This is a genomic window from Nocardioides flavescens (genome assembly GCF_009823805.1).
Classification (GTDB): Bacteria; Actinomycetota; Actinomycetes; order Propionibacteriales; family Nocardioidaceae; genus Nocardioides; species Nocardioides flavescens.
Map to the genome: position 1 here is coordinate 155,906 of NZ_WUEK01000004.1, position 19,033 is coordinate 174,938.

19 protein-coding genes are annotated in these 19,033 nt (G+C 71.1%); 10 read left to right on the forward strand and 9 right to left on the reverse strand.

All coding sequences use genetic code 11. The annotated features are described in order from the left end of the window. The first annotated feature begins 69 nt into the window (after positions 1-69). Complete coding sequence (locus tag GRQ65_RS07795) at positions 70-1,008, forward strand: type IV toxin-antitoxin system AbiEi family antitoxin domain-containing protein (RefSeq protein WP_160876916.1); 939 nt, start codon at positions 70-72, stop codon at positions 1,006-1,008. A 116-nt stretch (positions 1,009-1,124) separates the two neighbouring features. On the opposite strand, the gene GRQ65_RS07800 is transcribed toward GRQ65_RS07795, so the two are convergent. After that, positions 1,125-2,111 carry a malate dehydrogenase gene (locus GRQ65_RS07800; RefSeq protein ID WP_160876918.1) on the reverse strand — a complete coding sequence of 329 codons (987 nt, stop codon included), beginning with the start codon at positions 2,109-2,111 and terminating at the stop codon, positions 1,125-1,127. Between the two features lie 67 nt (positions 2,112-2,178). Here GRQ65_RS07800 and GRQ65_RS07805 point away from each other — a divergent pair, with 67 nt between their 5' ends. Next, positions 2,179-2,895 carry a hypothetical protein gene (locus GRQ65_RS07805; protein ID WP_160876920.1) on the forward strand — a complete coding sequence of 239 codons (717 nt, stop codon included), beginning with the start codon at positions 2,179-2,181 and terminating at the stop codon, positions 2,893-2,895. A 183-nt stretch (positions 2,896-3,078) separates the two neighbouring features. On the opposite strand, the gene GRQ65_RS07810 is transcribed toward GRQ65_RS07805, so the two are convergent. Next, positions 3,079-4,143, reverse strand: coding sequence for an MIP family channel protein (locus tag GRQ65_RS07810; protein ID WP_160876922.1), 1,065 nt, complete (start codon positions 4,141-4,143; stop codon positions 3,079-3,081). A 122-nt stretch (positions 4,144-4,265) separates the two neighbouring features. On the opposite strand from GRQ65_RS07810, the gene GRQ65_RS07815 reads away from it, so the two are divergent. From GRQ65_RS07815 to GRQ65_RS07825, 3 genes are read left to right on the forward strand one after another with little or no spacing between them, the layout of a single operon-like run. Beyond that, positions 4,266-6,494: an NADP-dependent isocitrate dehydrogenase gene (locus tag GRQ65_RS07815; RefSeq protein WP_160876924.1), complete on the forward strand. Its 2,229-nt coding sequence runs from the start codon at positions 4,266-4,268 to the stop codon at positions 6,492-6,494. 29 nt (positions 6,495-6,523) lie between these two features. Further along, positions 6,524-7,039, forward strand: coding sequence for a hypothetical protein (locus GRQ65_RS07820; protein WP_160876926.1), 516 nt, complete (start codon positions 6,524-6,526; stop codon positions 7,037-7,039). A 13-nt stretch (positions 7,040-7,052) separates the two neighbouring features. Beyond that, on the forward strand, positions 7,053-7,808 hold the full coding sequence (locus tag GRQ65_RS07825) for a DUF6498-containing protein (RefSeq protein ID WP_160876928.1): 756 nt from the start codon (positions 7,053-7,055) through the stop codon (positions 7,806-7,808). Positions 7,809-7,827: 19 nt separating this feature from the next. Here the strand turns inward: GRQ65_RS07825 and GRQ65_RS07830 are convergent, their stop codons facing one another. Both GRQ65_RS07830 and GRQ65_RS07835 read right to left on the reverse strand, forming a co-directional pair. Continuing rightward, complete coding sequence (locus tag GRQ65_RS07830; protein WP_160876930.1) at positions 7,828-8,190, reverse strand: SIP domain-containing protein; 363 nt, start codon at positions 8,188-8,190, stop codon at positions 7,828-7,830. Positions 8,191-8,265: 75 nt separating this feature from the next. Beyond that, positions 8,266-8,754, reverse strand: a complete 489-nt coding sequence (locus tag GRQ65_RS07835; protein WP_160876932.1) for a ferritin-like domain-containing protein — start codon at positions 8,752-8,754, stop codon at positions 8,266-8,268. Between the two features lie 173 nt (positions 8,755-8,927). Between GRQ65_RS07835 and GRQ65_RS07840 the strand changes: the two genes are divergently transcribed. Then, complete coding sequence (locus GRQ65_RS07840) at positions 8,928-10,193, forward strand: MFS transporter (protein WP_202387783.1); 1,266 nt, start codon at positions 8,928-8,930, stop codon at positions 10,191-10,193. Here GRQ65_RS07840 and GRQ65_RS07845 read toward each other — a convergent pair. Together GRQ65_RS07845 and GRQ65_RS07850 are read right to left on the reverse strand one after the other, a co-directional pair. Beyond that, positions 10,130-11,251: a GNAT family N-acetyltransferase gene (locus GRQ65_RS07845; protein ID WP_160876934.1), complete on the reverse strand. Its 1,122-nt coding sequence runs from the start codon at positions 11,249-11,251 to the stop codon at positions 10,130-10,132. The genes GRQ65_RS07840 and GRQ65_RS07845 overlap by 64 nt on opposite strands. Positions 11,252-11,325: 74 nt before the next feature. Next, positions 11,326-12,081 carry a hypothetical protein gene (locus GRQ65_RS07850; RefSeq protein ID WP_160876936.1) on the reverse strand — a complete coding sequence of 252 codons (756 nt, stop codon included), beginning with the start codon at positions 12,079-12,081 and terminating at the stop codon, positions 11,326-11,328. A 189-nt stretch (positions 12,082-12,270) separates the two neighbouring features. On the opposite strand from GRQ65_RS07850, the gene trpS reads away from it, so the two are divergent. The 4 genes from trpS to GRQ65_RS07870 are packed head-to-tail and all read left to right on the forward strand — an operon-like array spanning position 12,271 to position 15,213. Next, complete coding sequence (trpS, locus tag GRQ65_RS07855) at positions 12,271-13,332, forward strand: tryptophan--tRNA ligase (RefSeq protein ID WP_160876938.1); 1,062 nt, start codon at positions 12,271-12,273, stop codon at positions 13,330-13,332. 20 nt (positions 13,333-13,352) lie between these two features. Continuing rightward, entirely contained in the window at positions 13,353-13,868 is a 516-nt protein-coding gene (locus GRQ65_RS07860) for a 2'-5' RNA ligase family protein (protein ID WP_160876940.1), read from the forward strand. Positions 13,869-13,887: 19 nt separating this feature from the next. Then, positions 13,888-14,958, forward strand: coding sequence for a YihY/virulence factor BrkB family protein (locus GRQ65_RS07865; protein WP_160876942.1), 1,071 nt, complete (start codon positions 13,888-13,890; stop codon positions 14,956-14,958). A 33-nt stretch (positions 14,959-14,991) separates the two neighbouring features. Further along, on the forward strand, positions 14,992-15,213 hold the full coding sequence (locus GRQ65_RS07870; protein WP_160876944.1) for an SCO4848 family membrane protein: 222 nt from the start codon (positions 14,992-14,994) through the stop codon (positions 15,211-15,213). Between the two features lie 278 nt (positions 15,214-15,491). On the opposite strand, the gene GRQ65_RS07875 is transcribed toward GRQ65_RS07870, so the two are convergent. From GRQ65_RS07875 to GRQ65_RS07885, 3 genes are read right to left on the reverse strand one after another with little or no spacing between them, the layout of a single operon-like run. Next, a complete protein-coding gene (locus tag GRQ65_RS07875; protein ID WP_160876946.1) occupies positions 15,492-16,232 on the reverse strand; it encodes a succinate dehydrogenase/fumarate reductase iron-sulfur subunit in 741 nt (246 codons plus the stop codon). Next, positions 16,229-18,268, reverse strand: a complete 2,040-nt coding sequence (locus GRQ65_RS07880) for a fumarate reductase/succinate dehydrogenase flavoprotein subunit (protein ID WP_160876948.1) — start codon at positions 18,266-18,268, stop codon at positions 16,229-16,231. The genes GRQ65_RS07875 and GRQ65_RS07880 overlap by 4 nt, the downstream gene beginning before the upstream one ends. Further along, the gene (locus GRQ65_RS07885; protein ID WP_337191560.1) at positions 18,265-18,987 is read right to left on the reverse strand and encodes a succinate dehydrogenase cytochrome b subunit; all 723 of its coding nucleotides are present in this window, start codon (positions 18,985-18,987) and stop codon (positions 18,265-18,267) included. Before GRQ65_RS07885 ends, GRQ65_RS07880 begins: the two co-directional genes overlap by 4 nt. Positions 18,988-19,033: the final 46 nt, after the last annotated feature.

Consider the following 19,033-nt stretch of genomic DNA (forward strand, 5'->3'; position numbering starts at 1 on the left):
GGGCTTTGATTCTCCACAGGCCGACTCCGACGCGGAGCGAGAGGCGCTCAGGTGTTCGAGGCTGGGGCGATGAGCAACGAGCTGGTGCCGGCGTCCGGCGTACTCCTCCGGTCGGTCGCGCTGCGTCGCGGCATCGACGACAACGCCCTGGCTCGGCTGGTCCGTGGTGGTGTGCTGCACCGGATTCGACAGGGCGCGTACGCGAGTGGACCCGACTGGCTGCAGGCGGACCTGCGCCGGCGGCACGACCTCTCCTCCGTGGCAGTGACTCTGCAGTACGGCGCGACCGTTGCGTTGTCGCACGACTCAGCGGTACTACGCCACGGTGGGCCGGACCACGGTCTGGATCTCGACGGGGTCCACGTGACCCACTTCGACGGCGGCGGCCGACGTTCGGCTGGCGTCGTCCACCACGAGGGCGCCCTCGGTGTGCTCGACCTGACGCGCCGGGGTCGGGTCTGGCTCACGTCGCCGGCACGGACCGTTCTGGACGTCGCCGTGGCTCATGGGGTGACGACCGGTGTCGTCGTCGCGGACGACTTCATCCGCCGGCGCCTGACCACGACGGCCGAGCTCGAGCAGTTGATCCCGACGATGCGGCACTGGCCCGGCTCGCTGGCGCTCCCGATCGTCACCGGTCTCGCGACCGGTCTGGCCGAGTCGGTGGGTGAGTCGCTGGGGTTGCTTCAGTTCCGGCGGTTGAGCCTGCCCCGCCCGGTCCAGCAGTTCGAGGTGCGCTGGCCGGATGGTCGGCTCATAGGCCGCAGTGACTGGGCCTGGCCGGAGCACGGGTTGCTCGGCGAGTTCGACGGTGTGCATAAGTACGTCCGGTACCTGCGGCCTGGCGAGACCATCACCGACGCCGTCCTGCGGGAGAAGCGTCGCGAGGATCAGATGCGCGAGGTCACCGGTTGGGGCTTCGTCCGACTGTGCTGGGCGGACCTGTTCGACGACGATCGCACCGGCGAGCGCCTCCGACAGGCGCTGAACCGGCCCCGCGCCGCCTGACACGCACTGCCCCCACGGAACTCACGCTGCCCGCACGAAGTTTCATGCAAGAAGCGCCAGTTTCACCGGGTACCCGGTGAAACTGGCGCTTCGCGGAGAGCAGGGTCGAGCCAGGCTCAGATCAGCCCGAGCTCGGTGACGGCGTCGCGCTCCTCGGCGAGCTCGGCGGTGGAGGCGTCGATGCGGGCACGGGAGAAGTCGTCGATCTCGAGACCCTGGACGATCTCCCAGTCACCGTTGCTCGTGGTGACGGGGAACGACGAGACGAGGCCCTCGGGGACGCCGTAGGAGCCGTCGGAGACGACGGCCATCGAGACCCAGTCGCCCTCGGCGGAGCCGAAGAGCCAGTCGCGGGCGGCGTCGATGGTGGCGGACGCGGCCGAGGCGGCCGAGGACGAGCCGCGGGCCTCGATGATGGCGGCGCCGCGCTTGGCGACGGTCGGGATGAAGGTGCTCTCGATCCACTCCTGGTCGCCGACGACCTCGGCGGCGTTGCGGCCGCCGACCTCGGCGTGGAAGAGGTCGGGGTACTGCGTGGCGGAGTGGTTGCCCCAGATCGTCATGTGGGTGATGTCGGTGACAGGAGCGCCGGTCTTGGCGGCCAGCTGGCTGATCGCGCGGTTGTGGTCGAGGCGGGTCAGCGCCGAGAAGCGCTCGGCCGGGATGTCAGGCGCGTTGGACTTGGCGATGAGCGCGTTGGTGTTGGCCGGGTTGCCGGTCACGCCGATGCGGACGTCGTCGGCGGCGACGGCGTTGAGGGCCTTGCCCTGGGCGGTGAAGATCGCGCCGTTGGCCGAGAGCAGGTCGCTGCGCTCCATGCCCGGGCCGCGTGGGCGGGCGCCGACGAGCAGCGCGAGGTTGACGCCGTCGAAGATCTTCTCCGGGTCGGAGCCGATCTCGACGCCGGCGAGCTGCGGGAACGCGCAGTCGTCGAGCTCCATCACGACGCCCTCGAGCGCCTTGAGGGCGGGCTCGATCTCGAGCAGGCGGAGCTCGATCGGGCGGTCCGCCGCGAGCGCACCGCTCGCGAGACGGAACAGCAGGCTGTAGCCGATCTGGCCGGCGGCACCGGTGACGGCGACCTTGAGGGGGGCAGAGCTCACGACATCTCCTTAGACGACGACAGACCCTCGTGACGCTAGCAGCGCGCGTGTGCGCGACGATGCCAGGGTGGATCGGAGGGCGGACCGCGTACGCCGCGCGCTGGCTGGCCTCGGCGGCGCGCTCGTCCTCGGAGCGGGCGGAGTCCTCGCCGGCTGCTCGAGCGCCTCGCCCCCGAGCCGCCCCACCGGCATCGACGAGCTGACCGTCCCGACGCCCTCGCCGGACCCGACGGACTTCGTCGCCCGCGTCGACAATCCCTGGCTGCCGCTCACCCCCGGCACGACGCTGACCTACGAGCTCGTCGAGGGCGGCGCGGCCCCGGCCGGCGGCGACGTCGTCGTCGCGGTGCGCGACGACACCGTCGACGTCGACGGTGTGGCTGCGACGGCGGTCGATCGCACCGACCCCGACGGCACGGTCGTCACCGACCTCTACGCCCAGGACCGCTCCGGCAACGTCTGGTGGCTCGGCCGCGAGGGCGTCTGGCGAGCCGGTGTCGACGGGGCGGAGGCGGGCCTCGCCGTACCGGCGCACCCGCGCATCGGTGACGGCTGGCGCCCGGCGTACGCCGAGGGCGTGGTCGAGGACGTCGCAACCGTCGTCTCGACCGACGCGGGGTCCACGGGGCCGGGCGGCACCTTCGGCGGGCTGCTCGAGATCGAGACCACCAGCGAGCTGCCGGGCGCGTCCGACGTCAGCACGCTGTACGCCGAGGGGCTGGGCGTCGTCTCCAGGAGCGACGACGACAGCCTGCTGCGGATCCTCGACGTCAGCGGCGGCTGACCGCAGCGGCTCGGGTGGTTTCGAGACGGGCCTGGCGGCCCTCCTCAACCACCGTGGGACGGGCCTGGCGGCCCTCCTCAACCACCGTGGGACGGGCCTGGCGGCCCTCCTCAACCACCGTGGGACGGGCCTGGCGGCCCTCCTCGACCACCGTCAAGAGGCGCGCCACGACGACCGCAGCGGTCAGGGCTGACCGGGGTTGCGGTACTGCGTCTGGTCGTCGCCGTAGGTCTGCTGCGTCCACTGCTCGGTCCGCTGGTCCGGCTGCTCGCCGGGGGAGACCGCCGGGTCGGAGACGGCCGGGGTGGCCGTGGTCTGGTCGGCCGCGGCGTGCGAGCCGGGGGTGGCGGGCTGCCACTGCTCGAGCGGCTTCCACTCCTGCGCGGCGTGGTCCCACTGCCAGCCGTCCTGGATGATCGGCTCCTGCTGCCAGGCGGCGTGCTCGGTGTCGGCCTGCTGCTGGTTCCACTCCTGCTGGAACTGGTCGGGCTGGGTGTAGCCCGCCGGGGCGGGGGTGCGGGCCGGGAACGAGAAGCCGGAGCCGGGGACCGGCTCGCTGGCCTGGCCGAACAGCAGCGGGTAGGTCGCGCCGGCCACGACCGCACCGACCAGCGGGGCGAGGATGAACAGCCACAGCTGCAGGATCGCGTCGCCGCCCGCGAAGAGCGCGACGCCGATGGAGCGGGCCGGGTTGACCGAGGTGCCGGTGAGGTTGATCGAGGCCAGGTGGATCATCGTCAGCGCCAGGCCGATGGTCAGCGGCGCGAAGGCGGGGCTCTCGTTGCGCGCGTCCGTGACGGCGAGGATGACGTAGACGAAGAGCGCGGTCAGCAGCAGCTCCAGCAGGAACGCCGACCAGACGGCGTAGCCGGTGCCGTCGTCGCCGAAGGAGTTCTGGCCGAGCCCGCCGACGGAGATGTCGTAGCCGTCGATGCCCTGGACGAGCACGAACAGCGAGAGCCCGGCGAGGATCGCGCCGCCGAGCTGCGCACCGACGTAGACGGGCACCTCACGCCAGGCCATCCGCCCGCTCACCGCCGCGCCCACGGAGACCGCGGGGTTGAGGTGGGCGCCGGAGATCCGCCCGAAGGCGTAGGCGCCGACCAGCACGCTCAGGCCGAAGGCCAGGGCGGTCGCGAGGTAGTCACCGCCGCTGAAGATCGCGGTCCCGCACCCGAAGAGGACGAGGACGTAGGTGCCGAGGGCCTCGGCGGCGATCTTCTGCGTGGTGCTGGACGTTTCGGCCATGGTCGGCATGCTAGTGGCGTTACCCGACATCGGGCCCCGGTTCACACACACCCGCGAGCCGAGATATCTTGATGTCAAGAGACCGCACGAGCACCGTCCGTCGACGCCAGGAGCGAGCAGGCATGGCCACGATCATCTACACCCACACCGACGAGGCGCCGCTGCTGGCGACGTACTCGTTCCTCCCGATCATCGAGGCGTACGCCGCCAAGGCGGGCGTGGGCGTCGAGACCCGCGACATCTCGCTGGCCGGTCGCATCATCAGCCAGTTCCCCGAGCGTCTGACCGAGGACCAGCGCCTCGACGACGCCCTCGCCGAGCTCGGTCAGCTCGCGCTCGAGCCGTCGGCCAACATCATCAAGCTCCCCAACGTCTCGGCCTCGATCCCGCAGCTCAAGGCCGCGATCAAGGAGCTGCAGGAGCAGGGCTACGACCTGCCCGACTACCCCGAGAACCCCCAGTCCGACGAGGACCGCGAGGTCCGCGCGAAGTACGACAAGGTCAAGGGCTCCGCGGTCAACCCCGTGCTGCGCGAGGGCAACTCCGACCGACGCGCGCCCGCCTCGGTCAAGGCCTACGCCAAGGCCCACCCGCACCGCATGGGTGCCTGGACCCCCGAGTCCAAGACCAACGTCGCGACGATGGACGACCGCGACTTCCGCTCCAACGAGAAGTCGGTCGTCATCGAGGCCGACGACACCCTGCGCATCGAGCACGTCGCCGCCGACGGCACCACCACCGTGCTGAAGGACGGTGTCAAGGTGCTGGCCGGCGAGGTCGTCGACGCGACGTTCATGGACGTCGCCGCGCTGCGCCGCTTCCTGGCCGACCAGATCGCCCGCGCCAAGGCCGAGGACGTGCTGTTCTCGGTGCACCTCAAGGCCACGATGATGAAGGTCTCGGACCCGATCATCTTCGGCCACGTCGTCCAGGCGTTCTTCCCGACGCTGTTCGACCAGTACGGCGAGGCGCTGACGTCCGCCGGCATCTCGCCCAACGACGGCCTCGGCGCCCTGCTCGGCGCGGTCGAGAAGCTGCCCGAGGGCGACGCGATCAAGGCCGCGGTCCAGCAGGGCCTCGCCGACGGCCCGGCCATGGCGATGGTCGACTCCGACAAGGGCATCACCAACCTGCACGTCCCGAGCGACGTCATCATCGACGCCTCGATGCCGGCCATGATCCGCACCAGCGGCCACATGTGGGGCCCCGACGGCGAGGAGGCCGACACCCTCGCGGTGATCCCGGACTCCTCCTACGCCGGCGTCTACCAGACCGTCATCGACGACTGCCGTGCGCACGGTGCCTTCGACCCCTCGACGATGGGCTCGGTGCCCAACGTCGGGCTGATGGCCAAGGCGGCCGAGGAGTACGGCTCGCACGACAAGACCTTCGAGATCCCCGCGGCCGGCACCGTCCGCGTCGTCAACGGCGCCGGCGAGGCGCTGATCGAGCACGAGGTGCAGCCGGGCGACATCTGGCGCGCCTGCCAGACCAAGGACGAGCCGATCCGCGACTGGGTCAAGCTCGCCGTCACCCGCGCCCGCGCCACGGGCGTGCCCGCGGTGTTCTGGCTCGACGAGACCCGTGCGCACGACGCCAACCTGATCGAGAAGGTCCGGGCCTACCTCCCCGAGCACACTGAATCGGATGACGAGGGCGACGGCCTGACCATCGAGATCATGGCGCCGGCCGAGGCCACGGCGTACTCCCTCGAGCGGATCCGCAAGGGCGAGGACACCATCTCGGTCACCGGCAACGTGCTGCGCGACTACAACACCGACCTCTTCCCGATCCTCGAGGTCGGCACCTCGGCGAAGATGCTCTCGATCGTCCCGCTGATGAACGGCGGCGGCCTGTTCGAGACCGGCGCCGGCGGTTCCGCGCCCAAGCACGTGCAGCAGCTGGTCAAGGAGAACTACCTGCGCTGGGACAGCCTCGGTGAGTTCTTCGCCCTCGCGGCCTCCTTCGAGCACCTCGCCGGGTACGCCGACAACGCGGGCGCCCAGGTGCTCGCCGACACCCTCGACAAGGCGACCGGCACGTTTCTCGAGAACGACAAGTCGCCGACGCGTCGCATCGGGGGCATCGACAACCGCGGCTCGCACTTCTACCTCGCGCTCTACTGGGCCCAGGAGCTCGCGCAGCAGACGCAGGACGCCGAGCTCGCCGCCGCGTTCGCGCCGCTGGCCGAGACGCTGGCCGCCCAGGAGGAGACCATCGTCGCCGAGCTCAACGGCGTGCAGGGCAGCCCGGCCGACATCGGCGGCTACTACCGCCCCGACCCGGCCAAGGCCGCCGAGGTGATGCGCCCGTCCACGACGCTGAACGACGCCATCGCCTCCCTGGGATGACCCTGGGATGACCCTGGGATGATGGAGGCGTGAGCGAGACCAGCAGCAGCACCCAGCAGACGCCCCGGCCACCCGACCTCGAGCGGCGCACGCTGACGCCGCTCGGCTACGCCGTGGCGACGATCGTGCCGGTGCTGATCGCGGCGATCGGGCTGACGATCCTGCACTTCAACTACGACCCCGAGGACAACGTCGACGGGGAGCGGGTGCCGCTGCTGGTCTCCAACTACCTCCCGGGTCAGGACTCGGCCGGCGCGCTCATCTCGGGCGAGCTGACCCTCGACGACGACGGGTGCGTCCGGATCCTGCAGGCCGACGGCACCGAGCTCACCGCCGTGTGGCCGGCCGGCTGGGAGGCGACCCAGGTCGACGGCGACCTGCGCCTCTACGACACCGATCGTGCGATCGTCGCCCAGGGCGGCGACAGCGTGCAGATGGGCGGTGCCTACCAGGACGTCGGCGGCTACGCCGGGCGCCCGTGCGCTCCGCAGTCGGGTCAGATCGCGCTCGTGCAGTCCGACGTGACCGTCACCGCGCGCGGCTGAGGCGGGTCCACCCGTGCGCGCGCTGGCCTCGCTGGCGCGCGCACTCGCGGTCGGTCTGGGCCTGACCTGGCTGAGCCGCCTGGCCCGCCGGCTGCCCGGCTCGGGCGCCTGGTGGGTGGCCCTGGCGGTGCTGGTCGTGGTCAACCTGCTGCCAGTGGTCGCCGTCCTGCGCGGCTCGGTCGCCGTCGGCGACGTGCTGCTCCTCTACTGGCTCGAGAACGTCGTCGTGTGGGCGGTGACGATCGTGCGGATCGGCACCGCCCGCGGCGCCGGTGAGCCCGCGAAGCTCTCGGTGACGGTCAACGGCCGGGCTCAGCGCACCAGCGTGCTGGGGGCGTGGGGGCTCGCGGCGTTCTTCGCGTTCCACTACGGGCTCTTCACGCTCGTGCACGGGGTCTTCACCGCGCTGCTGGCGTGGTCGTCGGGCGTCCCGGGCGACCTGTCACCGGTCCTGTGGCTGGTCGCCGCGATCGCCGCGAGCCACCTCGTCTCGCTGGTGCTCGTCTGGTTCGCGCGGGGCGAGCGGCGCGTCGTGAGCCCGACCGAGGCGATGGGGGCGCCGTACCCCCGCATGCTGGCGCTGCACGCCGCGATCCTCGGCGGCTTCTTCCTGTTCCTGCGTGACGGTCCCGCGTCGGGCCCGGTGGGCGGCGTGGCGATCTTGTGCCTGGTCAAGCTGGCGATCGACGTGTCGTTCCACCTGCGCCAGCGCCGTCGTACACCGTTGCCGCAGCGCGGTGACGGGCTCTACGGGCCGGCTGCGGTCTGAGGAACGGTCCGAGCGAGGCTCAGAGGAGCTGGAGCGGAGCTCCGAGCGGGTCGACGTGGTCGCGCACCGTGGCGCCGACCCAGAGGGTGACGGCGCGGGCGGGGTCGGTCTCCTCGGGCGCCCACTCGCCGACCCAGCCGGCGACCGCGGCGGCCAGCAGGCGGCCGGGCTCGGCGTCGGGGTCCCGCGTGAGGAGGTTGACGCTCACCCGCGGGGGAGCGGCGAGGTCGACGGTCGCGGTGCCGACCGGCACCTCGACGTAGACCTGGCCGTAGGCGTGGTCGGGCAGGCAGGCCAACAGCGTGGCCACGGCCGGGGCGTCCGCGAGGTCACCCGCGACGAGCACGTGCTCGAGCGGTCCCCGGCGTCGGTGCGGCCTCATGGGACCACCTTAGGTGAGCCTCACCTCACCGACAAGCCGGGGACCCGCCCCGAAGGGGTGGAGCTCCGCCGTCGATCAGTGGGCGATGTGCGCCTGCAGCAGCCAGCGGTCCTTGACCAGGCCACGCTCGATCTCGATGGCGACGTCCTGGCTGCTCAGGTCGAGCTCGTCGAGGCCGCTGACGGCGGTGCGCACGGTGACCAGCGCGGCGTCGATCTGGTTGACGATCTGGGCGACCGACTCCTGCCACTGGTGGAAGCCGGCGGGCATCTCGGGCAGCGAGTTCTGCGCCGCGACGGTCGCGATGCGCGAGTCGAGGGGCAGGCCGAGGGCGACGATGCGCTCCGCGGCGGTGTCGGCGTAGTCCTGGGCGTGGGCGACGACCTGATCGAGCTGCTCGTGGACGCCGGCGAAGCTGCCGCCGCGCACGTGCCAGTGGGCCTGCTTGCCGTTGACGACCAGGGCCTCGAGGTCGATGACGACCGGGGTGAGGAACTGCGCGGCACCCGCGGCGACCTCGGGCGTGGTGGACAGGTCGGAGGGAGTGGCGGTCTGGACGGTCACGGGGACTCCTCGGTGTGGTCCGGTGCAGGGATCAGCGTCTTGAACGACTCCAGATTGCCCGGTCGGGTGAGGTCGCGCAACGAAGCGGAGGCTGCCCTGACCTGGGCGTTGTGGCCGATCCCACCCCTCGTGAACGGCCGTGGAATAGGCCAGCGGGCGCTCGACCTTGGACCATGGTGACAGTGACGAGCCTCAGCACCGCCCAGCCCTCGGCCGCGGAGTCGAAGCGTTCCGAGCACCACACCGACCCGCGCTTCACGCTCGCCGTGCTCGCGCTGGCCGTCGGCAGCTTCGCGATCGGAACGACGGAGTTCGTGACGATGGGCGTCCTGCCGCAGGTCGCCGAGGGGATCGGGGTCACCGTCCCGCAGGCGGGCCACGTCATCTCCGCCTACGCGCTCGGCGTCGTCGTCGGCGCCCCGGTCATCGCCTACTTCGGCGCCAAGCTGCCCCGCCGCTCGCTCGCGCTGTGGCTGATGGTCGCCTACGCCTGCTTCAACGCCATCAGCGCGCTCGCGCCGACGTACGGCACGCTGATGGTGGCGCGCTTCGTCGACGGTCTCCCGCACGGCGGCTACTTCGGCGTCGCGGCCCTCATCGCCGCCGACATGGTCACCCCCGAGCGGCGCGGCCGGGCCATCTCGCTGGTGATGATGGGCCTGCCGGTCGCCAACGTCGTCGGCGTCCCCGCCGCGACCTGGCTGGGCCAAGCACTCGGCTGGCGTGCGGCGTACTGGGTCGTCGCGGGGCTCGCGGTGCTCAGCCTGGTGATGGTCACGCTCTTCGTGCCGCGCCAGCCCGGTGACCCGGCGGCCACCGGTCGCCGTGAGCTCTCTGCGCTCGGGCGGCCGCAGGTGTGGTTCGCGCTCGTCGCCGGGGCCGTCGGCTTCGGCGGGCTCTTCGCGCTGTTCTCCTACGTCGCGCCGATGGTCACCGACGTCGGTGGACTGAGCGAGGGGGCCGTGCCGGTCTTCCTGCTCACCATGGGCGTGGGCATGGTCTTCGGCAACTGGGTCGCGGGCATGCTCGTCGACTGGTCGCTGCGCACCTCGCTGATCGCTTCGCCGGTGGGCCTCGTGGTCGCCCTGCTGCTGACCTGGGCGCTCGCGCCGTACGGCTGGGTGGCGCTGGTCGGGGTCTTCTCGGTCACCACCGTGGGCTCGGTGCTCGCCCTCGCCCTCATGATGCGCCTCATCGACGCCGCGGGGGAGGCGCAGACGCTCGGCGCCGCGCTCAGCCACGCCGCCCTCAACTCCGGCAACGCCCTCGGCGCCTGGCTCGGCGGGGTGACGATCGCGGCCGGGTTCGACTACCGCTCGCCGCTGCTCGTGGGTGCGCTGTCCTCGGTCGCCGGCTTCGTCGTGCTCGTCGTGGCCTACCGCACCGAGGGCCGCAGCGCGTCGTCGGAGGCCGGCCAGTCGGTCGCCAGCAGGTCGTAGCCCGCGAGGTCCACGACCGACCCGTCGCCGGTGCGGGCCGCCGCGCGACGGGTGCCCGTCGGTGCGAAGCCGAGGTGCTCGAGCACCCGGCGTGACGCGCGGTGGGGCGAGGCGACGTACGCCGCCACCCGCGGCAGCGACAGCGCACCGAAGGCGTGGTCCAGCGCCAGCGCGCCCGCCTCGACCGTCAGCCTGCGCCTGCGGGCCTCCGGGTGCGTCCAGTAGCCGAGCTCCGGCTCCTCCGCGAGCCGGTAGATGCCGACGGCGCCGAGCAGCCGGTCGTCGCCCGCGTCGGCGACGGCCCAGGTCACGGTGTGCGCGGTCGCGAGCCGCTCGGTGACCTGCTCGAGGTAGCGCTCGGCGTCCGCGAGGCCGGGGGAGCGGGGGACGAAGGCGAGCCAGTGCTGCGTCCGCTCGTCGCCCAGCCCCTCGACGACCCGCGCCGCGTCCTCGGGGCGGAAGGGGCGGAGCCGGACCCGCGCGCCCTCGACGGGCGGGTTGGCGAGCCAGGGGGAGCGCGGCTCGCGGGGCTCACCGGCCAGCAGGGTGCCGACCCAGCCGTCGATCAGCTCCCCTCGCTGGGGCAGGTAGCCGCGGACCGTGCCGTCGAAGGAGAACCCGACGCGCCACGCCAGCCGGCGGCTGGCCCAGTTGCCGCGGTCGGCGCGCCAGACGACCGTGCGCAGCCCCTGGGTCTCGAGGCCCCAGGCGAGCAGCAGCCGCACGCCCCGCTCGACGGCACCGGTGCCGCGCACGTCGGGGTGGGCGCCGAACCCGATCTCTGCCCGGTCGGCACCGATCGGCCGCAGCGAGATGGTCCCGCCGAAGCGTCCGTCGACCTCGAGCGCAAAGGCCCACTCCGTGCCCGTGGCCCAGCCGGCGGGCACGACGTGGGCGACGAACCCGACTGCGTCGGTCTCGGCGTACGGCACGGGGACCGTGGTCCACGCCTGCGACAGCGGGTCGCGGCACTGCTCCACCACGCGGGGTACGTCGTCCAGGCGGTGCGCGCGCAGCGCCACCGCACCGTCGGTCAAGGTGGGGGCGGGGGAGGCCACGCACCCAGGGTGCCGTACTGCAGACGCACGACGGCCCGGCCCCCATAGGGGACCGGGCCGTCAGTGAGCGGGAGTCAGGGAGTGACGTTGACGGTGATGGTGTTCGACGAGATGTAGTCCGAGTACTCCGGACCGTCGGTGTAGTAGACGTTGAAGAAGTAGGTACCCGGGCCCTTGGGGCCGAGGTTGCCGGAGCCCTTGATGACGTCGCAGATGAAGCTCGAGTCGGAGAAGGTGCCATCGGAGTTCAGCGACGTGAACCCGAGGAACGACGGCGAGCTCGAGCCGCCCTTGATCTTGCCGTCCTGGTAGATGTCGGCGTAGCCCTCGGTGGCCGGCTTGCCCTTGAAGCGGATCGAGCCGCTCAGGGCCGGGGCCCGGAAGCAGTCGGCCGCGGCGGAGTAGGTGAAGGTCGTCGAGTTGACGGTCAGGAGGGAGTCGTAGACCTCGAACTTGGTCTTGCCCTTCTTGCCCTTGAAGGAGGCGGTGACCTTGTACTTGCCGGTCCCCAGCGGCGGCACCTTGTAGACCGCGCGGCCGTTCTTGATCTTCACGGCCTTCTTCACCTTGGCGGCGTCGCCCTTGACGACGAACTTCACCTTGCCCTTGCCCTTGACCAGAGCGGTGAGCTTCATCTTGCCGATGCCGGGCTGCACACCCTTGGACGAGCGCTTGATCTTGATCTTGCCGGCCTTGGCCTTGGCGGCGTCAGTGGTGGAGACGGAGGTGACGGGGGCGGCCGAGGCCGAGGTGGCCGTCGAGACCAGGGCGGGGGTGGCGAGCGCCAGGGTGGTGACCGCGGCGATGCTCAGCGAGGCGAACCTGCGCATGGAGAGTGCTCCTTCAGTGTCTGGCCGGCTGCTGTCGACGAGGTGTCCCGAGGTCCCGCCGAGCCGGTCGGAGAACGGGACGGCAGGTCTGTTCCCGGCTCGGCGGTCGCCAAACCTTGACACTCGGATCGGCCACGAGGGTCGGGCCCACGTCTGGTCCACCGGTCTCCGTGCGAGAGGATGCAGGTCATGTCCGCCGCCACCACCGAGCCCGCGGTCGCCGTCCCGCAGGCGCCGTCGGGGGGCGCGCGCCCGCGCGTGCTCTCCGGCATCCAGCCCACCGCCGACTCGTTCCACTTCGGCAACTACCTGGGCGCGCTGCGCCAGTGGGTCGACCTCCAGCGCGACCACGCGCCGTTCTTCTTCATCGCCGACCTGCACGCCATCACCGTCGAGCAGGACCCGAAGGTGCTGCGGGAGCGCACCCTGCGCGCGGCCGCCCAGCTGCTGGCGATGGGCATCGACCCCGAGCGGTCCTCGATCTTCGTGCAGAGCCAGGTGCCGGCCCACGCGCAGGCGGCGTGGGTGATGCAGTGCCTGACGGGCTTCGGCGAGGCCCGCCGGATGACGCAGTTCAAGGACAAGTCCGCCAAGGGCGGCGAGGGCGCGGCGAGCGTCGGGCTCTTCACCTACCCCGTCCTCCAGGCCGCGGACATCCTGCTCTACCGCCCCCACTACGTGCCGGTGGGAGAGGACCAGCGTCAGCACCTCGAGCTGACCCGCGACCTCGCCCAGCGGTTCAACAGCCGCTACAAGAAGACCTTCCGGCTGCCGGAGCCCTACATCCTCAAGGCGACGGCCAAGATCGCCGACCTGCAGAACCCCGAGGCCAAGATGTCGAAGTCGGCCTCGAGCCCGGCCGGCATCATCGAGATGCTCGACCAGCCGTCGGTGAGCGCCAAGAAGATCCGCTCGGCCGTCACCGACTCGGGCTCCGAGGTCCGCTTCGACGCCGAGGAGAAGCCCGGGGTCAGCAACCTGCTGACGATCTACAGCGCCCTGACCGCGACCTCCGTCGGTGACCTCGAGGAAGAGTACGCCGGCCGCGGTTACGGCGACCTGAAGAAGGACCTGGCCGACGTGGTCGTCGAGTTCGTGACGCCGTTCCGCGACCGGACGCTCGAGCTGCTGGACGACCAAGCGCACCTCACCCAGGTCCTGGAGCAAGGTCGTGAGCGGGCCCACGAGGTCGCCCAGGCGACGCTCGACGACGTCTACCGCCAGGTGGGGTTCGTCGCCCCCGCCCGGTGACCCACCGGTAGGTTGTGCGGGTGCCGACGATCGGAGTGGCCGTCGCGATCCCGGAGCCCTGGGCCAGCGAGCTGCAGGACTACCGGGCCTCGGTGGGTGACCCGCAGGCCGGGTCGGTGCCGACCCACATCACGCTCGTCCCGCCCACCGAGGTGAGTGACGAGGAGCTCGTCGAGATCGAGCGCCACCTGGAGCGGTCCGCGGCCGAGCTCGCGCCGTTCGAGGTGCACCTGCGGGGCACGGGGACATTCCGGCCCGTCTCGCCGGTGGTGTTCGTGGCCCTGGTCGAGGGCATCTCGCAGTGCGAGCAGCTGGCGTCGACCGTGTGCCGGGGGCCGCTGGCGGTCGACCTCAGCTTCCCCTACCACCCGCACGTGACGATCGCCCATGACATCGCCGAGGACCGCCTCGACCAGGCCTTCGACGAGCTCGCGGGCTTCGAGTGCGCCTTCGACGTGTCGACGTTCCACCTCTACGTGCACGACGTGGACCGCGGCTGGACCCCCACCCGCAGGTTCTCGTTGACGCCCGGGTGAGCGCGGGTACCTCTGCGCCATGGCCGGGTCCCTGAAGGAGCGCCTCACCGATCGCGTCGAGCAGCTGCGCGAGGAGCGACCGTCCGTCGACCACGCGGTGCGCATGCAGCAGCACTACGGCGCGGCGAAGGCCGGCCAGCAGGCCGGCGCGGTGACCTACTTCGGCTTCCTGTCGTTCTTCCCGATCATGGCGCTGGCCTTCTTCCTCGTCGGCTACGTCGCCAAGGTCTACCCCGGCGCGCAGGACACCCTGGTCAGCGCGATCGACTCGATGCTGCCCGGCATCATCGGCACCCGCGACAACCAGATCCAGCTCAGCGACATCCAGGACGCCGCGGGAGCGGTGGGGCTGATCGGTCTCGCCGGTGTCCTCTACTCCGGCCTGGGGTGGCTCTCGGCGCTGCGCGACGCGCTCATCGCGGTCTTCGACCTGCCCCAGCGCGAGCAGCCGAGCTTCGTGAAGGGCAAGCTGCGCGACCTGGTCACGCTCGCCATCATCGGCACCGTCCTGCTCGTCGCCGTCGCCGTCTCGGGCTTCGTCTCGGGCTTCTCCGGCGACCTGCTCGCGTGGCTGGGGCTCAGCACCGCGCTCGGGTGGCTCGTCACCCTGCTCACGATCGCGTTCGGCCTCGCCGCCAACACGGTGTTGTTCTTCGCGATGTTCCGCCTGCTCGCCGCGCCCGACATCCCGGTCCGGGCCATGCTGTCGGGAGCCCTGCTCGGCGCGGTCGGCTTCGAGGTGCTCAAGCAGATCTCCGGCCTGCTGATCCGCTCGACGCAGGGGCAGCCGGCGTTCCAGGTCTTCGGCCTCGCGCTGATCCTGCTCGTCTGGATCAACTACTTCTCCCGCGTCACCCTGTACGCCGCCGCGTGGGCCTGGACCGACCCGCTCGCGCGCGAGCAGCGCATCACCGAGCCCTCCGAGCCCGTCCAGGGCCCCGCCAGCCCCTCGCTCGACCACCTCCGGGACACCGCCGAGGGGGAGACGCCGGCGAGCCGCAAGGGCGCGCTCGCGGCCGGCGCCGCGCTCGGAGCCGCCGGGGCCGCGGCCGCCGCCGCGGTCGCCAAGGCGCGCAAGGACGGCGCCTGACGGCGGGTGGGGCGGCCTCCGTAGGCTGGAGGCATGCAGATGCAGCGACGTCACGGCTGGCTCCTGCTCGCCGTGGCCGCCTGGAACGTCATCACCTTCGGCAACTTCGCCAAGAACCTCTACAGCGCCTACGAGTCGGGTGAGGACCGTGCGACCGGCTACTGGGTCGCCCACACCGTCCTGATCGTCGTCAACGTCCTCATCGCGGCCGTCCTCGGCCGTCTGGGCGTGAGGATCCTCCGCTCCCGCGACTGACGCCTGCTGCGGCGCTCCTGGACGGCTCGGTGGTCGGGAAGGACGAAGTCCTGTCTCGAAACCACTGTCCGGGTCGAGTGGTTTCGAGACGGTCGTTGCACGACCTCCTCAACCATCGGCGTCGGTGGTCGGGAAGGACGAAGTCCTGTCTCGAAACCACTCTCGCCGCGGGTGGTCTCGAGACGGTCGTCGCACGACCTCCTCGACCAGCCGGGGAACGACGAAGCGCCCGCCCCCACGAGGGGGACGGGCGCTGCGGCGCCGAGGTCAGCTGACGGTCACCGACCGTGGCGCAGGGCGGTGCGCAGGTCGGAGTTGAGCCGGGAGATGACGTCGAGCGGGATGCCCTTGGGGCAGGCGGCGGTGCACTCGCCGATGTTGGTGCAGCCACCGAAGCCCTCGTGGTCGTGCTGGCCGACCATGTTGACGACGCGTTGGTCGCGCTCGGCCTGACCCTGCGGGAGCTCGCTGAGGTGGGTGATCTTGGCGCCCAGGAACAGTGAGGCGGAGCCGTTGGGACAGGCCGCGACGCAGGCGCCGCAGCCGATGCAGGTGGCGACGTCGAACGCGCGGTCGGCGTTGGGCTTCGGCACGGGTACGGCGTGCGCGTCGGGGGCGGCGCCGGTGTTGACCGAGACGTAGCCGCCGGAGGCGATCAGGCGGTCGAAGGCGCTGCGGTCGACCATCAGGTCCTTGAGGACCGGGAAGGGGTCGGCGCGCCACGGCTCCACGACGATCTCGTCGCCGTCCTTGAACGAGCGCATGTGCAGCTGGCAGCTCGTCGTGACCTCGGGGCCGTGGGCCTGCCCGTTGATCATCAGGCCGCACGAGCCGCAGATGCCCTCCCGGCAGTCGGACTCGAACACGACGGGCTCCTCGCCCTTGCCGATGAGGTCCTCGTTGAGGACGTCCAGCATCTCGAGGAACGACATGTCCTCGGAGGCCTCGACCTGGTAGCTGACCAGCTCACCCTCGACAGCGGGGCTGTCCTGGCGCCAGACCTTCAGGTTGATGATCACTTGTAGCTCCGCTGCTTCATCTCGGTGAACTCGTAGTTGAGGTGCTCCTTGTGCAGCACCGGCGGGAGCGACTCCCCGTCCTCGCCCTGTCCGGGCCAGGCCCAGGCGGCGACGTAGGCGTACTGGTCGTCGTGGCGCAGCGCCTCGCCGTCCTCGGTCTGCGACTCGCCGCGGAAGTGCCCGCCGCACGACTCGCGCCGGTTGAGGGCGTCGATGCACATCAGCTCGCCGAGCTCGAAGAAGTCGGCCACGCGACCGGCCTTCTCCAGCGACTGGTTGATGTTCTCCCCGCTGCCCAGCACGCGCACGTTGCGGTGGAAGTCCTGGCGCAGCGTGCGGATGAGGTCGATGGCCTTGCGCAGGCCGTCCGCGGTGCGCTCCATCCCGCAGTACTCCCACATGATGTTGCCGAGCTCGCGGTGGTAGGAGTCGACGCTGCGGGTGCCGTTGGTGCTGAGGAACTTGTCGACGCGCTCGCGGACCGCCTGCTGGGCCTCGACGACGGCCGGGTGGTCCTCGGCGATCTTCTCGAACGGGCTGGCCGAGAGGTAGTCGCGGATGGTGTTGGGCAGGACGAAGTAGCCGTCGGCGAGGCCCTGCATCAGCGCCGAGGCGCCGAGGCGGTTGGCCCCGTGGTCGGAGAAGTTGGCCTCACCGGTCACGAACAGCCCGGGGATCGTGGACTGCAGGTCGTAGTCGACCCACAGGCCGCCCATGACGTAGTGCACGGCCGGGTAGATGCGCATCGGGACCTGGTAGGGGTCCTCGCCCGTGATCCGGGCGTACATGTCGAACAGGTTGCCGTACTTCGCCTCGATGGCCGGGCGGCCGAGCCGCTCCATCGCGTCGGCGAAGTCGAGGTAGACACCACGGCGCACACCCTCGACCTCGGGACCGACGCCGCGGCCCTCGTCGCAGACGTTCTTGGCCTGGCGAGAGGCGATGTCGCGCGGGACCAGGTTGCCGAACGCCGGGTAGATCCGCTCCAGGTAGTAGTCGCGGTCCTCCTCGGGGATGTCGCGCGGGTCCTTGTCGCAGTCGGCCTTCTTCTTCGGCACCCAGATGCGACCGTCGTTGCGCAGCGACTCCGACATCAGCGTCAGCTTCGACTGGTGCGTGCCCGTGACCGGGATGCAGGTCGGGTGGATCTGCGTGTAGCAGGGGTTGGCCATGAGGGCGCCCTTGCGGTGGGCGCGCCAGCTCGCGGTGACGTTGGAGTTCATCGCGTTGGTGGAGAGGTAGAAGACGTTGCCGTAGCCGCCGCTGGCCAGCACGACGACGTCGGCCAGGTGCGTCTCGATCTCACCGCTCACCAGGTCGCGGGCGATGATGCCGCGCGCGCGACCGTCGACGACGATCAGCTCGAGCATCTCGTGGCGGGTGTAGCAGTGGACCGTGCCGGCGGCGATCTGGCGCTCGAGCGCCTGATAGGCGCCGAGCAGCAGCTGCTGGCCCGTCTGGCCGCGGGCGTAGAAGGTGCGCGAGACCTGCACGCCACCGAACGAGCGGTTGTCGAGCAGGCCGCCGTACTCGCGGGCGAACGGGACGCCCTGCGCGACGCACTGGTCGATGATGTTCACGCTGACCTCGGCCAGCCGGTAGACGTTTGACTCGCGCGAGCGGTAGTCGCCGCCCTTGATCGTGTCGTAGAAGAGCCGGTGGACCGAGTCGCCGTCGCCCTTGTAGTTCTTGGCGGCGTTGATGCCGCCCTGCGCGGCGATCGAGTGCGCGCGCCGGGGCGAGTCCTGGTAGCAGAAGCTCTTGACGACGTAGCCGGCCTCGCCCATCGTCGCCGCGGCCGAGGCGCCGGCCAGGCCGGTGCCGACGATGATCGCCGAGACCTTGCGGCGGTTGGCCGGGTTGACGATCTTGGCGTCGAACTGGCGGGTGCTCCAGCGCTCCGCGAGGGGACCGCCGGGCGCCTTGGTGTCGGCGATCGGCTCGCCGTCGACGTAGTAGCCGGCGGCGTCGTCGTGCTGCTCGTCGCTGCCCTGCACGATGCCGTCAGGGGTCGTGGTGCGGTGTGCGTCGGTCATGAGATGACTCCGAAGAGGGTGAAGATCGGCACGAGCGAGAACCCGCCGGCGACCACGACGGCGAGGGTGATGCCGGCCAGGTTGGCGGTGCGCCGGGACCGGGCCGAGTTCGTGAGGCCGAGCGTCTGCGAGGCACTCCAGGTGCCGTGGCGCAGGTGCATGCCGAGGGCGACCATCGCGACGAGGTAGATGAGCGTCAGCCACCACACCTCGAAGGTGTCGACCAGCAGGTCGTAGGGGTCGTTGGTGGGCCCGCCCTGGGGGTTGACCTTGCCGATGCTGAAGTTGAGCAGGTGCCAGACCAGGAACAGCAGGATGGTGAGCCCGCCCCAGCGCATGGTGCGCGAGGAGAGCGTGCTGGAGCGGTACTTGCGCACGGCGTACTTGTGCTGGCGCGCGCTGCTCGCCCGCTTCCACAGCAGGACCGCGCTGGTCACGTGGACCACGAGCGAGGCGATCAGCCCCACGCGGATGATCCACAGCAGACCGCCGTAGGGGAGCACGGGCTCACCCAGGGTGCGCAGGTGGTGGGCGTAGTCGTTGAACGCGTCGTGCCCGGCGAACGCCTTGAGGTTGCCGTACATGTGCCCCAGGACGAAGGCGATGAAGATGAGGCCGGAGACGGCCATCGCGAGCTTCAGCGCGATCGTCGTGCGGGCCGCGTGGGCCCCGCTCACGAGGGTGCGGGTCTGGTCTGGACTCGGACGTGTGGTCGCCACGGTCAGAACGCTACTCTCGCGGGGCGTGCGAGTCCGATCGACGAGG